This is a genomic window from Burkholderia sp. Se-20373 (assembly GCF_017104705.1).
Lineage (GTDB): Bacteria > Pseudomonadota > Gammaproteobacteria > Burkholderiales > Burkholderiaceae > Burkholderia.
The window spans coordinates 1-13,689 of record NZ_JAAGPH010000059.1; the positions used below are offsets into that span (position 1 = coordinate 1).

Here is a 13,689-nt window from a genome sequence, read left to right on the forward strand (position 1 = left end):
CGAACACGTCGTCGTTCCACGCCGGTGCGTTGTCGTTCATCAGGTGCGAGCTCGACAGGTTCGACACGACCGTCTTCCCGCTCGGCAGGCGCACGTGGTACAGCGAGTAGCTGCCCATGTACGCGATATCGGTCACCACGCCGCGCGCCCAGTTGTGTTTCGAGCCGGGTTTTTCGCGCGACACGTGAATGCGTTCGGGGCGCACCGAGATGCCCACCGGCATGCCGAGCGGGCCCGTGATGCCGTGGCTCACGTACATGCGCGCCTCGAGGTCATCGCTCTCGACGAAGATGTGGTCGGGTTCGTCCTCGACGACGCGCCCTTCGAACAGGTTGGTCGAGCCGATGAATTCGGCCGAGAAGCGGCTGTTCGGAAACTCGTACACCTCGCCCGGCGCGCCGATCTGCACGATCTTGCCTTCGCTCATCACTGCGAGGCGGCTGGCCATCGTCATCGCCTCTTCCTGGTCGTGCGTGACCATCACGCAGGTCACGTCGACCTTCTCGATGATGTTCACGAGTTCGAGCTGGGTCTTCTGGCGGATCTTCTTGTCGAGCGCGGACATCGGCTCGTCGAGCAGCAGCAGCTTCGGGCGCTTGACCAGCGAACGCGCGAGCGCGACGCGCTGCTGCTGGCCGCCGGAGAGCTGGTGAGGCTTGCGCTGCGCGTACTTGCTCATCTGCACGAGCGCGAGCGCATCGGCCACGCGCTCCTTGATCTCGTGCTTTGGCGTGCCTTCCTGCTTGAGGCCGAACGCGACGTTCGATTCGACCGTCATGTGCGGGAACAGCGCGTACGACTGGAACATCATGTTCACCGGGCGGCGGTACGGCGGCAGCGAAGCAAGATCCTCGCCGTCGACGAAGATCTTGCCGGAGGTGGCCGTCTCGAGCCCGGCGAGCATGCGCAGCAACGTCGACTTGCCGCAGCCCGAGCTGCCGAGCAGCGCGAACAGCTCGTTCTTCGCGATCGTCAGGTTCACGTTGTCGACGGCGGTGCTGTCGCCGAATTTCTTCACGACGTTTTCGATGCGGACGAAGGCGTCGTTTTGCGTACGGGCCGCGGGAGCCGGTTGGGTCTGTCGTGCAGCAGCGGAAGAGGGTATCGATTGCATGGGATTCACCATTCGTTCTTCACGGATTGCAGGCGTGAGCGTCCCCGCGCGAGGCGCAACACGCGACTCACGGGCGACGGCTCGTGCCGGATGGAACAGTGCGCGCGGCGCGCGCGGGCGGACGGAGGTCCGCGGATCTCAGGCGGGCAGGCGTGAAGCGCCGCCTGCGCCGCCGGCATTCAGGTCGATCAGTGGCCGGTCTTCAGTTGGGCCCACAGACGGTTCTCGAGGCGCAGGATGTCGGCCGGCATCGGCTTCATCAGCACCATCTTCTTCAGCACGTCTTCAGGCGGGTAGACGGTCGGATCCTGCGCGACGGCCGGCGTGACGAACTGGTGCGCGGCCTTGTTCGCGGTCGGGTAGAACACCGTGTTGGTGATCGCCGCGTTGACCTTCGGATCGGACACGTAGTTGATCCACTTCAGTGCGGCTTCCGGGTGCGGCGCATCCTTCGGGATCACCATCACGTCGAACCACAGCAGGCCGCCTTCCTTCGGGTTCGAGAACTTGATGTCGTACGAACGCTTCGCTTCCGACGAACGGCGGTGCGCGATGCCGACGTCGCCCGACCAGCCGAGCGCGACGCACACGTCGTTGTTCGCGAGGTCGTTGATGTAGCCGGACGAGTTGAACTGGGTGATGTACGGGCGGACTTTCTTCAGGACTTCGAACGCAGCCTGGTAGTCGCCGGGATTCTTGCTGTTCGGGTCCTTGCCCATGTATTGCAGCGTGGCGGCGAACACGTCGACGGCCTGGTCGAGGAACGACACGCCGCAGCCCTTGAGCTTTTCCATGTTGGCCGGGTCGAACACCAGCGCCCAGCTGTCGACCGGCGCCTTGTCGCCGAGGGCCTTCTTCACCGCTTGCGCGTTGTAGCCGATGCCGTCCGTGCCGTAGGCCCAGGGCACACCGTACTGGTTGCCCGGATCGGCATCCGAGATCATCTTCATCAGCAGCGGGTCGAGGTTCGCGAGGTTCGGCAGCTTCGACTTGTCGAGCTTCTGGTACACGCCGGCCTGGATCTGCTTGGCCATGTAGTTCGACGTCGGCACGACGATGTCGTAGCCCGAACTGCCGGCCAGCAGCTTCGCCTGAAGCGTGTCGTCGCTGTCATAGTTGTCGTACTTGACGTGGATGCCCGTCTGTTTCTGGAAGTTCGGGATCGTGTCGGGTGCGATGTAGTCGGACCAGTTGTAGACGTTCAGCTCGTCGGCCGCGTGTGCCGTCGGGCTGGCGACCGACGTGAACGCGGCCGCGGCGGCAAGGGCGGCAACGGAACAGGCTTGGCGAAGAAAGCAGGCACGCATGGTGGAATTCCCCTGGTTATGGCGGCGTGCGGCGCCCGCCGCACGCCTGTAGGCAAAACCGTTACGAAATACCCAGTTGCTGGGCGGTTGCATCGACTGCTTTTTTCGCCTTCGATACGAGTTCATCGATTTCCGGACGCGAGATCACGAGCGGCGGCGACAGCAGCATCCGGTCGCCGGTCGCGCGCATGATCAGGTTGCCGTTGAAGCAGAAGTCGCGGCAGATCGTGCCGACGTCGCCGCCGTTCGCGAAGCGGCGGCGTTCGGCCGGCGCTTCGGCGAGCTGCAGGCTTGCGACAAGACCGTGGCCATGCACTTCGCCGACGATCGGGTGACGCGCGAAGGTTTCGCGCATCAGCGCCTGGAAGTACGGGCCCGTGTCGTTCTTCACGCGCTCGACGATCCCTTCGTCGCGCAGCAGCTTCAGGTTCGCGACCGCGACGGCCGCCGCGACCGGGTGGCCCGAGTACGTGAGGCCGTGATTGAATTCGCCGTTGTCGATGATCGGCCGCGCCACGCGTTCGTGAATGCCGACCGCCCCCATCGGCACGTAGCCCGACGTGAGGCCCTTGGCCATCGTGATGAGATCGGGTTCGAAACCGAAGTGCTGGTGGGCGAACCATTCGCCGGTGCGGCCGAAGCCGCCGATCACTTCGTCGGCCACCAGCAGGATGTCGTACTTGCGGCAGATCCGCTGGATTTCCGGCCAGTACGTCGACGGCGGGAAGATCACGCCGCCCGCGCCCTGGAACGGCTCGCCGATGAAGGCCGCGACGTTCTCCGCGCCGAGTTCGAGGATCTTCGCTTCGAGCTGCTGCGCGCGCGCCAGGCCGAACGCTTCCGGCGTTTCGCCGGCCGCTGCTTCGCCGAAGAAATACGGCTGGTCGATGTGCACGATGTTTTCGACTTTCGACGGCATCTGCTCGTGCATGTAGCCCATCCCGCCGAGCGTGCCGCCGGCGATCGTCGAGCCGTGATAGCCGTTCTTGCGCGAGATCACGTACTTCTTCTGCGGTTGGCCCTGCACGCGCCAGTACTGGTGCACGAGGCGCAGCACGGTGTCGTTGCCTTCCGAGCCGCTGTTGCAGTAGAAGAAGTGGTTGAAGCCGGCCGGCGTGACTTCCGCGAGCATCGCGGAGAGTTCGATCACCGGCGGGTGCGTGGTCTTGAAGAACGTGTTGTAGAACGGCAGTTCCTGGATCTGGCGATAGGCTGCGTCGGCGAGTTCCTTGCGGCCGTAGCCGACGTTCACGCACCAGAGGCCGGCCATCCCGTCGATCACCTTGTTGCCGTCCGAGTCCCACAGGTAGACGCCGTCGGCCTTCACGATCACGCGGCTGCCGGCACGGTTCAGCGCGCCCATGTCCGAGAACGGGTGGATGTGGTGCGCGGCGTCGAGCGCGCGGTATTCGGCGGTCGTGCGCGCCTGCGCCGCGCGCGGTGCGGCGGCCGTGGCGCTCGGCGCGGCCGGCTGGACCCAGGCTGATTCGTTGCGATACGTCATGTTTCCTCCGTGATTCCGTATTCGGTCGGGTGCACGCTCAGACGTGCAGCAGCAGATGGCGGCGTTCCCACGAGCTGATCACGCGGAAGAACGCTTCGTATTCGGTTTCCTTCAGCGCGAAATACGCCTTCAGGAACTTGTGGCCGAGGATCTCGCCGAGCGGCTCGCAGGCGGCCATCAGCGTCAGCCCTTCCTCGAGGTTGCGCGGCAGCTGGTACGGCAGCTCGTAGCCGTCGCTGACGAGCGGCTCGGTCGGCTCCAGGCGCTGCGTCATGCCGAGATAGCCGGCCGCGAGCGTCGCGGCGAGCGCGAGGTACGGGTTGCAGTCGACGCCCGGAATGCGGTTCTCGATGCGGCGTGCCGACGGGCCCGAGTGCGGAATGCGGAAGCCGACCGTGCGGTTGTCGTAGCCCCACTGCACGTTGATCGGCGCGGCCATGAAGCGCGACAGGCGGCGATACGAGTTGATGTACGGCGCGAAGATCGGCATCAGCGCCGGCGTGTATTTCTGCAGCCCGGCGAGGTAGTTGTAGAACATCGACGTCGCGCCGCCGGTTTCCGGCGACGTGAACAGGTTCTGCCCGGTTTCCTCGTCGACGATGCTCTGGTGCACGTGCATCGCCGAGCCCGGTTCGTCTTCCATCGGCTTGGCCATGAAGGTCGCGTACATGTTGTGACGCAGCGCGGCCTCGCGCACCGTGCGCTTGAACAGGAACACCTGGTCGGCCAGCGACAGCGCGTCGCCGTGCATGAAGTTGATCTCCATCTGCGCGGCGCCGACTTCGTGGATCAGCGTGTCGATGTCGAGGTTCTGCGCTTCGCAGTACTCGTAGATGTCCTCGAACAGCGGGTCGAACTCGTTCACGGCCTCGATCGAATACGACTGGCGGCCCGTTTCGGGGCGGCCCGTGCGGCCGACCGGCGGGCGCAGCGGCAGGTCGGGGTCCTTGTTCATGTCGACCAGGTAGAACTCGAGTTCCGGCGCGACGACGGGCTTCCAGCCCTTCGCCTTGTACAGGTCGAGCACGCGTCGCAGCACGTAGCGCGGCGAGATCTCGACCGGCGAGCCGTCGAAGTGCACGCAGTCGTGGATCACCTGCGCGGTCGGGTCGACGGCCCACGGAATCAGGCGGATCGTCGACGTGTCGGGCACGCACACCATGTCGGGGTCGGTCACGCCGGTCAGTGAGCCGTCTTCCGGATATTCGCCGGTGACGGTCTGCACCATCACGGCTTGCGGCAGGCGCATCGATTCACCGGACGTGAACTTGTTGCGCGGCGTGATCTTGCCGCGCGCGATGCCGGCCATGTCGGGGATGATCGCTTCGACTTCAGTAATCCGGTGCTGTTTCAGAAAGTCTTCGATGTCTTGCATGTCTGTTCTCGTTGGTTGGGTCGGCGCGCTCAGGCGAGCGCGGCGGCAGCCATGGCGCGCGCGCGGGCAGCGCGGCGGGCGCGGCAGGCGTCGCCGAAGGCGCGGAAGATCGCGCTCGACAGCGGGTCCTGCGCATGGCGCCATTCCGGATGCCACTGCACGGCAAGGGCGAAGGCCGGTGCATCGGCGACGCTCACGGCTTCGATCAGCCCGTCCGGCGCGACGGCTTCGACGGCGAGGCCGGCGCCGAGCTGGGCGATGCCCTGCTTGTGCAGCGAGTTCACGTGCACTTCGTCGCGGCCGCCGGCGAGCGCGTGCAGCGTGCCGCCGGGCGTCAGGCGCACGACGTGCGCGGGGCCGTACTGCGTCTCCATCGGCGCGTCGTCGTCCTCGCGGTGATCGGCGAGGCCCGGCACTTCGTGCACGCGCTGGTGCAGCGTGCCGCCGCAGACGACGTTCAGCTCCTGGAAGCCGCGGCAGACGGCCAGCACGGGCACGCCCGCGGCGATCGCCGCGCGCAGCAGCGGCAGCGTGGTCGCGTCGCGGGCCGGGTCGTGCTTCGTGCCCGGCGCGCTCGGTTCGCCGCCGTACCGATGCGGCTCGACGTTCGAGTAGCTGCCGGTAAACAGCAGGCCGTCGACCGTGTCGAGTACGTCGTCGACCGACTGGCGCTCGCCGAGCGCGGGCAGCACCATCGCGAACGCTTGCGCGCCGTCGACGATCGCGGCGACGTATTTGTCGCCGACCGTATGCGACGGATGCGCGCCGATTTGCGTGTGGTCGGCGGTGATGCCGACGAGGGGTTTCCTTCTATCCATGACGTCAATCAGTTATCCGGAGGGTCGTTGCGTCTTGCTTGCCGGATGTGGCGAAACGCCGGCGTGCAACAGCCCCGCAGCCTTGCGCAACATGCAAGGCCGCTGGTGAATGGGCGCAACGGGATGGCGTGGCGATCCGCGCTGCGCGCGACGATCAGGCCGTCGTTCGTTTCATTGCGACACGCGACGCGGCAATGCATGCGCGAACGCGTTCCGTCACCGCACGGAAGATGCGGTTGGCGAATCAGCAGATGAAACGAACGACGTAAAGAAAGGAGAGGCGCTACGGCAGCAGCGACGCCACTTCGTCGGTGTCGACGGCGACGAATGCGCGTGCGGAAACGGCGTTGTGACGCCGAACGGAACGACGGGACAGGATGGTGTAGATCGACAGGTGAAGCAGGCGAGGACTATGCCAGCCGCAACTGCCGTCGTCGGAAGCGGACGCCGCGCTGCGCAAACTTCGCACATCGCCTCGATCCCACCTCACCAGAGGGCCACGGACTCTCACGATTACACTCGACTGGGTTGTTGAAAGTATTGAACACCTGACCGTTTCGACGCGCTGGGCGTTTAAAATAATCAAGGCGCCGGTTACGCGTTATTTACATTGATGGGCATCAATTTTTGCGTCGCAATAACGTTTTTTGCTGCCGATGAATGCTTGATGACGCTAACCTGAGAGCCAGCATATACGAGCCAAAAACGGCGTCAAATGTTTTTTAACGGTGTTGCATCAGGGCTTTCCCGAGCAGTGCGAACAAAAGATTCGTAAAAGGAATAATCGGCGCGGCGTTCATTATTTCGAACGCCTTTCAGGGTTTTCCCCGCTGATGCGCGGCATAAAGTGATTAGAATATTCAACGGCTGTCCACCGCGTCGTTTCACTTTGTCATCGCACTTATCGTGTCCGAAACCGAATCGATGTCCACCGAAGTCGCCGAGCGCCTGCGTTTCGTGCGCAACAAGCAGGGCCTGTCGCAGCGCGAACTCGCGAAGCGGGCCGGCGTGACCAACGGCACGATCTCGCTGATCGAACAGGGCCGCGTGAGCCCGTCGGTCGGCTCGTTGAAGAAGCTGCTCGAATGCATCCCGATGAGTCTCGCGGAGTTCTTCACGTTCGAGCTCGTGGAATCGCGCTCGGTCGTGTCGCGTCGCGACGAGATGCCGAACCTCGGCAACGACACGCTCGCGTTTCATCTGGTCGGCGCGAGCATGAAGGATCGCAACATGTGCATCCTGCGCGAGATCTACCAGCCGCAGGCCGACACGGGGCCCGAGATGCTCGTGCACGCGGGGCACGAGGGCGGGGTCGTCGTGTCGGGCCGGCTCGAGCTGACCGTCGACGGCGCGACGTGGCTGCTCGACCCCGGAGACGGCTACTACTTCGAAAGCCGTTTGCCGCACCGTTTTCGCAATCCCAGCGCGGACCTGATCTGCGAGGTCGTCTCGGCCAATTCGCCGGCGACCTTCTGAGCTCCCCCGCGCGTCACTGCATTCGCTGCCGGCCGGCTGCGCGTCATGCGCAGCGGCGTGCCGCATCGCGAATGCCAAAAAACTGAGGCATCCTGATGAACAAGTTGACTTTGGCTGACTGGCAGGACAAGGCGGCGTCGCTCCAGATCGAAGGGCGCGCATTCATCGACGGCGCGTCGCGCGACGCGCATGGCGGCAAGACGTTCGACTGCGTGAGCCCGATCGACGGCCGCGTGCTCGTGAAGGTCGCCGATTGCGGCGAAGCCGACGTGAACGCGGCTGTTGCCGCCGCGCGCCGCGCGTTCGACGCGGGCGTGTGGGCCGGGCTGAACCCGCGTGCGCGCAAGGCCGTGCTGCTGCGCTGGGCCGCGCTGATGCGCGAGCATCTCGACGAGCTGTCGCTGCTCGAAACGCTCGACGCCGGCAAGCCGATCGGCGACACGACGACGGTCGACGTGCCGGGTGCCGCGTACTGCGTCGAATGGTTTGCGGAGGCGATCGACAAGGTGGGCGGCGAAGTCGCGCCGGCCGATCATCATCTCGTCGGTCTCGTCACGCGCGAGCCGGTCGGCGTGGTGGCCGCCGTCGTGCCGTGGAACTTCCCGATCCTGATGGCCGCGTGGAAATTCGGTCCCGCGCTCGCGGCCGGCAACAGCGTCGTGCTGAAACCGTCGGAGAAATCGCCGCTGACCGCGATCCGTGTCGCGCAGCTCGCGTATGAGGCCGGCATTCCGGCCGGCGTGTTCAACGTCGTGCCGGGCGCGGGCGAGCCGGGCAAGCTGCTCGCGCTGCATCGCGACGTCGACTGCATCGCGTTCACGGGCTCGACGGCGGTCGGCAAGCTGATCATGCAGTACGCCGCGCAGTCGAACCTGAAGCGCGCGTGGCTCGAACTCGGCGGCAAGTCGCCGAACATCGTGCTGCCCGATTGTCCCGATCTCGACCGCGCGGCGCAGGCGGCTGCCGGCGCGATCTTCTACAACATGGGCGAGATGTGCACGGCAGGCTCACGCCTCCTCGTGCATCGCGACATCAAGGACGCATTCATCGAGAAGCTCGTCGCGGCCGCGCGCGCGTACGTGCCCGGCAATCCGCTCGATCCGTCGGTGTCGATGGGCGCGATCGTCGACGGCATCCAGCTCGAGCGCGTGCTCGGCTATATCGAGGCCGGGCGCAGCGAAGGCAGGCTCGTCACGGGCGGTGCGCGCGTGAAGGCGGAAACGGGCGGCTTCTACGTGGAGCCGACGGTGTTCGAGGTGAAGCCCGACGCGAAGATCGCGCGCGAGGAGATCTTCGGGCCCGTGCTGTCGGTGATCGTGTTCGACGACGTCGACGAAGCGGTGCGGATCGCGAACGACACCGAATACGGGCTGGCGGCGGCCGTGTGGACGTCGAACCTGACGACCGCGCACGACGTGTCGCGCCGGCTGCGTGCGGGCACCGTCTGGGTGAACTGCTACGACGAGGGCGGCGACATGAACTTCCCGTTCGGCGGCTACAAGCAGTCGGGCAACGGCCGCGACAAGTCGCTGCATGCGCTCGAGAAATACACCGAGCTGAAGTCGACGCTGATCCGGCTGCGCTGACGCGCAATCGGGCGCGGGCGCAGCGCCGGTCGGCGGTGTGCCCGCGGGTCGCGGCGCGCGTGCGTTATGCGGCGCGCAGCGCGGGGTGGAAGCCGGCGGCTTCGATGATCGACTGCACGCGCTCGGCGCCTTGCGCCGATTCGACCTTGACGATCTTCGCCGCGACGTCGATGTCGAGCTTCGCGGCGGGATCGGCGGCCGTCACCGCGCGCGTGATGGCGTTGGCGCAGCCGCCGCAGGTCATGTCCTGGACTTCGAATTCCATCGTGTTCTCCTGAGTTGACGATTGACAAGCATCGACAGCATGAAGCTTGCCACGGTGGGAAGGTCAAGCGTACGCGTGTTGCCGGAAATCCGTGTCGCGGCCTCGCTGCAGCGACAGGCTGTTGTAAACATGAGGTCTGATGAATTTCGATCGCGCCTTTGACGTCATTCGGAATTTATCCCGATTGACGGCGGCGCGTTCCGGGCGCGACGGGGCGGATGCCTTGCCGGGCCGCGCGCGACGGCGATCCGTGAAGCGTGATCACCATGCCGCCAGTAAGGGTACGCGAGTTGAAAATGCGAATCGATCTTAGTATCGGTTCCCTTCGATATTTCAATTCGTTACCCTCATGAACCGTTTTGCTTTCGGCTTCGCGCTGGCCCTGCTGGGCGCATCGGCCACGTCCGCATTCGCGGCCGACGATGTCGTCAACCTGACCCTGAAGGACCACAAGTTTTCGCCCGATGGCGTGACGATCCCGGCCGGCAAGAAGGTGAAGTTCGTCGTGAAGAATCTCGACGCGACGCCCGCCGAATTCGAGAGCGACGACTTCAAGGCGGAGAAGGTCGTGCCCGCCGGCAAGTCGGTGGAAATCCTGGTCGGGCCGCTGAAGGCCGGCACGTACGAATTCCACGACGAGTATCACGAAGCGCAATCGAAGACGCATCTGACCGTCAAGTAAGCCCCTATCGCCATGTTGTCTACTGCCCTGATCGTCTTTCGTGAAGTGCTCGAGGCCGCGCTGGTGGTGTCGATCGTGATGGCCGCCACCAAGGGCGTGCCGCGGCGCGGCTGGTGGGTCGGCGGCGGGCTGGTGGGCGGCGTGATCGGCGCGGGCCTGATCGCCGCGTTCGCCGACGTGATCTCCCAGTGGGCGTCCGGCATGGGACAGGAGGTCTTCAACGCGGGTGTGATGTTCGTCGCGACGCTGATGCTCGCGTGGCACAGCATCTGGATGAGCCGGCACGGCCGCGAGATGGCGATGCAGATGACCGAGGTCGGACGTGCCGTCGCGGCCGGCAGCAAGCCGCTGACGGGGCTGGCGATCGTGGTCGGCGTCGCGGTGCTGCGCGAAGGCTCCGAGGCGGTGCTGTTCCTGTACGGCATCGCGGCGGGCGATCCGGGGCAGACGCCGCAGATGATCGTCGGCGGGCTGCTGGGTGTGCTGGGCGGCGCCGGGCTCGGCTACGGGATGTATGCGGGCCTGCTGCAGATTCCGCTGAAGCGCCTGTTCTCCGTCACCAACTGGCTGATCGTGCTGCTCGCGGCGGGGATGGCCAGCCAGTGCGTCGGCTTCCTGCTCGCGGCGGGCCTCGTGCCTTCGTGGGGCGACGTGATCTGGGATACGTCGTGGCTGCTCAAGGAAACCAGCATCGTCGGCAAGGCGCTGCATACGCTGATCGGCTATACCGCGCGACCGGCGGGCATCCAGATCGTCGCGTACCTCGCGACACTGGCCACGATCGTCGGGCTGGCACGGCTCGTCGGCCGGCCGCAGACGGCCATGCGGCCGCCACGGCCTGCAGCCTGAATTGTTCGGGTTCGAATAGGAAAGGGGCGTCCATGACGCCCCTTTTTCATTTGCGGTGTGCGGCCGGCCGATGCGCGGCGTCGGCGGCAGCGTGCCGGTTGCGCACGCCGCGGCGGCTCAGCGGTGGCTGTCGATCCAGGCGCGAGCCCACTCGAGCCCCGCGTCGCGCGCGTCGTCCTCGGTGTCGAACACGCCGAGCACGCCGGACGCCTCGACCAGCTTGTTGTTCTGCGTGATCGTGCCGCTCGCCGCGAAGCGCTCGGGTTGCAGGATCTCGTCCTGCTGCAGGATCGCGTGGCCCCAGATCTGGTAGCCGTGGTAGGTTTGCGCTTCCATTATCGAGTCACCTCCGCGGAGCGGCCGTGCGTGCCGACCTGCAGCACGTTGCCGTCCGGCGTGTACTGACGCGGGATGTTGGAGTAATTCAGTGCGTGCGGCGCATCGGGCGCAGCCGGCTGCATCACCGTCAGGCGTCCCGCTGCGGGCTGCGCAACGGGGCGCGGAGCGGCCGGCGCCCCGGCCGCGGGCGGACGATGCGGATCGGCTTTCACGGCCTGCGCGACGCGGCGCTTGTGCGGCTTCGCCGCGGCTTTGGGGGTGGCGTTCGCGTGCTTCTCGGCGCTCTTGCCGGCGCGCGCGTCAGCGCCCGCGTGCGCGGCCGGGGTACGGGCATCCGGCGTACGGGCTTCCGGCGCATGGGCTGCCGGCTTCCGCGCCTCGGGCGGGTTCCAGACCTCGACGTAATGCTCGGCGGCCCAGCCCGTCGACGCGAACGTCAGCGCCAGCACACCGCATCCAATCAGTCTTACCATTGTCTCTCCGTCTGTCTCGGCGGCGCACACGTTGCTGGTGCGCCGACCGGTGCCCTGCCTTACTCCACCGTCACCGACTTCGCGAGGTTCCGCGGCTTGTCGACGTCGGTGCCGCGCGCGCACGCGGTGTGATACGCGAGCAATTGCAGCGGCACGACGTGCAGGATCGGCGACAGTTGCCCGTAGTGCTCCGGCATCCGGATCACGTGCAGGCCGTCGTCGTTGACGATCTGCGTGTCGGCATCGGCGAACACGTACAGCTCGCCGCCGCGCGCACGCACTTCCTGCATGTTCGACTTCAGCTTCTCGAGCAGCGTGTCGTTCGGCGCGACCGTGACGACCGGCATCGCTTCCGTGACGAGCGCGAGCGGCCCGTGCTTCAGTTCGCCGGCCGGATAGGCCTCGGCGTGGATGTACGAGATTTCCTTCAGCTTCAGCGCGCCTTCGAGCGCGATCGGGTAGTGCAGCCCGCGGCCGAGGAACAGCGCGTTTTCCTTGCGCGCGAATTCCTCCGACCACGCGATGATCTGCGGCTCCAGCGCGAGCACGCTGTTCAGCGCGGCCGGCAGGTGGCGCAGCTCCTTCAGGAATTGCGCTTCCTGCGCGGCATCAACGTGCCCGCGCAGCTTGCCGAGCGTGGCCGCCAGCACGAACAGCGCGACGAGCTGCGTCGTGAACGCCTTCGTCGACGCGACGCCGATCTCGGTGCCCGCGTGCGTCAGGAACTGCATTTCGGTGAGGCGCACCATCGCGCTCGTCGCGACGTTGCAGACGGCGAGCGTATGCGTATGGCCGAGCGACTGCGCATGCTTGAGCGCGGCGAGCGTGTCGGCCGTCTCGCCGGACTGCGAGATCACCAGCACGAGCTGGCGCGGGTTCGGCACCGATTCGCGGTAGCGGTATTCGCTCGCGATCTCGACCTGGGTCGGGATCTTCGCGATCGATTCGAGCCAGTACTTCGCGGTCAGGCCCGAGTAGTAGCTCGTGCCGCACGCGAGGATCAGCAGGCTGTCGATGTCCGCGAACGCGGCGGGCGCGGCATCGCCGAACAGCGTCGCGTCGAATGCGTCCGTTTGCGGCACGGTATCGCTGATCGCGCGCGGCTGCTCGAAGATTTCCTTCTGCATGAAGTGGCGATACGGCCCGAGTTCGACCGCGCCGCCGTAGGCGCTGACCACGCGGATCTCGCGCTGCACGGTGGCGCCGTTGCGGTCGACGATCTTCACGCCGTCGAGCGACAGCTCGCACACGTCGCCTTCCTCGAGGAACGTGAAGTGGTCGGTGCTGCCCGCGAGCGCGAGCGCGTCGGACGCGAGGAAGTTCTCGCCGTCGCCGTGGCCGACCACGAGCGGCGAACCCTGGCGCGCGCCGACGACGGTGTGCGGCTGGTCCTTGTGGATCACGGCGATCGCATACGCGCCGTGCAGCTGGCCCACCGCCTCGCGCACCGCGTCGAACAGGTTGCCGCGATACAGGCTGTGCACGAGGTGGGCGATCACTTCGGTGTCGGTCTGCGACACGAATTCGTAGCCCTTCGCCCGCAGCGCTTCGCGCAGCGATTCGAAGTTCTCGATGATGCCGTTGTGGACGAGCGCGAGCGCGTTCGACGAGAAGATCGGGTGTGCGTTGTGCGTGACGGGCGCGCCGTGCGTCGCCCAGCGGGTGTGCGCGACGCCGGTGGTGCCTTCGAGGTGCGACTCGCACACCTGCGCGTCGAGATCGGCGACGCGTGCGACGCTGCGCGCGCGCTTCGGTGCGTCCGGCTCGAGCACGGCGACGCCGCACGAGTCGTAGCCACGGTATTCGAGGCGCCGCAAACCTTCGATCAGCACCGGAACGATATTACGCTGCGCAACTGCGCCGACAATGCCGCACATGAAATCTACCTTCCATAGGGAAGC

Annotated in this window: 14 protein-coding genes; 4 read left to right on the forward strand and 10 right to left on the reverse strand. The window is 66.1% G+C overall.

Annotated features, from left to right (window positions below; translation table 11 throughout):
• The 6 genes from potA to G3N96_RS39265 all read right to left on the reverse strand — a co-directional run.
• Positions 1-1,114 (reverse strand): polyamine ABC transporter ATP-binding protein (gene potA / locus G3N96_RS20025; protein ID WP_206138221.1); only part of this gene is annotated, 1,114 nt, incomplete at its 3' end.
• 188 nt (positions 1,115-1,302) lie between these two features.
• Complete coding sequence (locus tag G3N96_RS20030) at positions 1,303-2,421, reverse strand: polyamine ABC transporter substrate-binding protein (RefSeq protein ID WP_124473104.1); 1,119 nt, start codon at positions 2,419-2,421, stop codon at positions 1,303-1,305.
• A gap of 61 nt (positions 2,422-2,482) precedes the next feature.
• The gene (locus tag G3N96_RS20035; protein ID WP_206138222.1) at positions 2,483-3,925 is read right to left on the reverse strand and encodes an aspartate aminotransferase family protein; all 1,443 of its coding nucleotides are present in this window, start codon (positions 3,923-3,925) and stop codon (positions 2,483-2,485) included.
• A gap of 37 nt (positions 3,926-3,962) precedes the next feature.
• Positions 3,963-5,300 (reverse strand): glutamine synthetase family protein, encoded by a 1,338-nt coding sequence (locus G3N96_RS20040; protein WP_089441191.1) that lies wholly within the window; start codon positions 5,298-5,300, stop codon positions 3,963-3,965.
• Between the two features lie 29 nt (positions 5,301-5,329).
• On the reverse strand, positions 5,330-6,118 hold the full coding sequence (locus tag G3N96_RS20045; protein WP_206138223.1) for a gamma-glutamyl-gamma-aminobutyrate hydrolase family protein: 789 nt from the start codon (positions 6,116-6,118) through the stop codon (positions 5,330-5,332).
• A 283-nt stretch (positions 6,119-6,401) separates the two neighbouring features.
• Entirely contained in the window at positions 6,402-6,587 is a 186-nt protein-coding gene (locus tag G3N96_RS39265; protein ID WP_043184603.1) for a hypothetical protein, read from the reverse strand.
• A 455-nt stretch (positions 6,588-7,042) separates the two neighbouring features.
• Between G3N96_RS39265 and G3N96_RS20050 the strand changes: the two genes are divergently transcribed.
• Positions 7,043-7,594 carry a cupin domain-containing protein gene (locus G3N96_RS20050; RefSeq protein ID WP_069249383.1) on the forward strand — a complete coding sequence of 184 codons (552 nt, stop codon included), beginning with the start codon at positions 7,043-7,045 and terminating at the stop codon, positions 7,592-7,594.
• A 95-nt stretch (positions 7,595-7,689) separates the two neighbouring features.
• The gene (locus G3N96_RS20055) at positions 7,690-9,180 is read left to right on the forward strand and encodes an aldehyde dehydrogenase (protein WP_206138224.1); all 1,491 of its coding nucleotides are present in this window, start codon (positions 7,690-7,692) and stop codon (positions 9,178-9,180) included.
• A 64-nt stretch (positions 9,181-9,244) separates the two neighbouring features.
• Here G3N96_RS20055 and G3N96_RS20060 read toward each other — a convergent pair whose 3' ends face one another.
• Positions 9,245-9,445: a heavy-metal-associated domain-containing protein gene (locus G3N96_RS20060; RefSeq protein WP_011353438.1), complete on the reverse strand. Its 201-nt coding sequence runs from the start codon at positions 9,443-9,445 to the stop codon at positions 9,245-9,247.
• 349 nt (positions 9,446-9,794) lie between these two features.
• Between G3N96_RS20060 and G3N96_RS20065 the strand changes: the two genes are divergently transcribed.
• The gene (locus tag G3N96_RS20065; protein WP_011353437.1) at positions 9,795-10,127 is read left to right on the forward strand and encodes a cupredoxin domain-containing protein; all 333 of its coding nucleotides are present in this window, start codon (positions 9,795-9,797) and stop codon (positions 10,125-10,127) included.
• Between the two features lie 12 nt (positions 10,128-10,139).
• The gene (locus tag G3N96_RS20070; RefSeq protein ID WP_206138225.1) at positions 10,140-10,976 is read left to right on the forward strand and encodes an FTR1 family protein; all 837 of its coding nucleotides are present in this window, start codon (positions 10,140-10,142) and stop codon (positions 10,974-10,976) included.
• A gap of 117 nt (positions 10,977-11,093) precedes the next feature.
• On the opposite strand, the gene G3N96_RS20075 is transcribed toward G3N96_RS20070, so the two are convergent.
• From G3N96_RS20075 to glmS, 3 genes are read right to left on the reverse strand one after another with little or no spacing between them, the layout of a single operon-like run.
• Complete coding sequence (locus tag G3N96_RS20075) at positions 11,094-11,312, reverse strand: hypothetical protein (RefSeq protein ID WP_011353435.1); 219 nt, start codon at positions 11,310-11,312, stop codon at positions 11,094-11,096.
• On the reverse strand, positions 11,312-11,788 hold the full coding sequence (locus G3N96_RS20080) for a hypothetical protein (RefSeq protein ID WP_206138226.1): 477 nt from the start codon (positions 11,786-11,788) through the stop codon (positions 11,312-11,314). Before G3N96_RS20080 ends, G3N96_RS20075 begins: the two co-directional genes overlap by 1 nt.
• Positions 11,789-11,847: 59 nt before the next feature.
• Positions 11,848-13,665, reverse strand: a complete 1,818-nt coding sequence (gene glmS, locus G3N96_RS20085; protein WP_206138227.1) for a glutamine--fructose-6-phosphate transaminase (isomerizing) — start codon at positions 13,663-13,665, stop codon at positions 11,848-11,850.
• Positions 13,666-13,689: the final 24 nt, after the last annotated feature.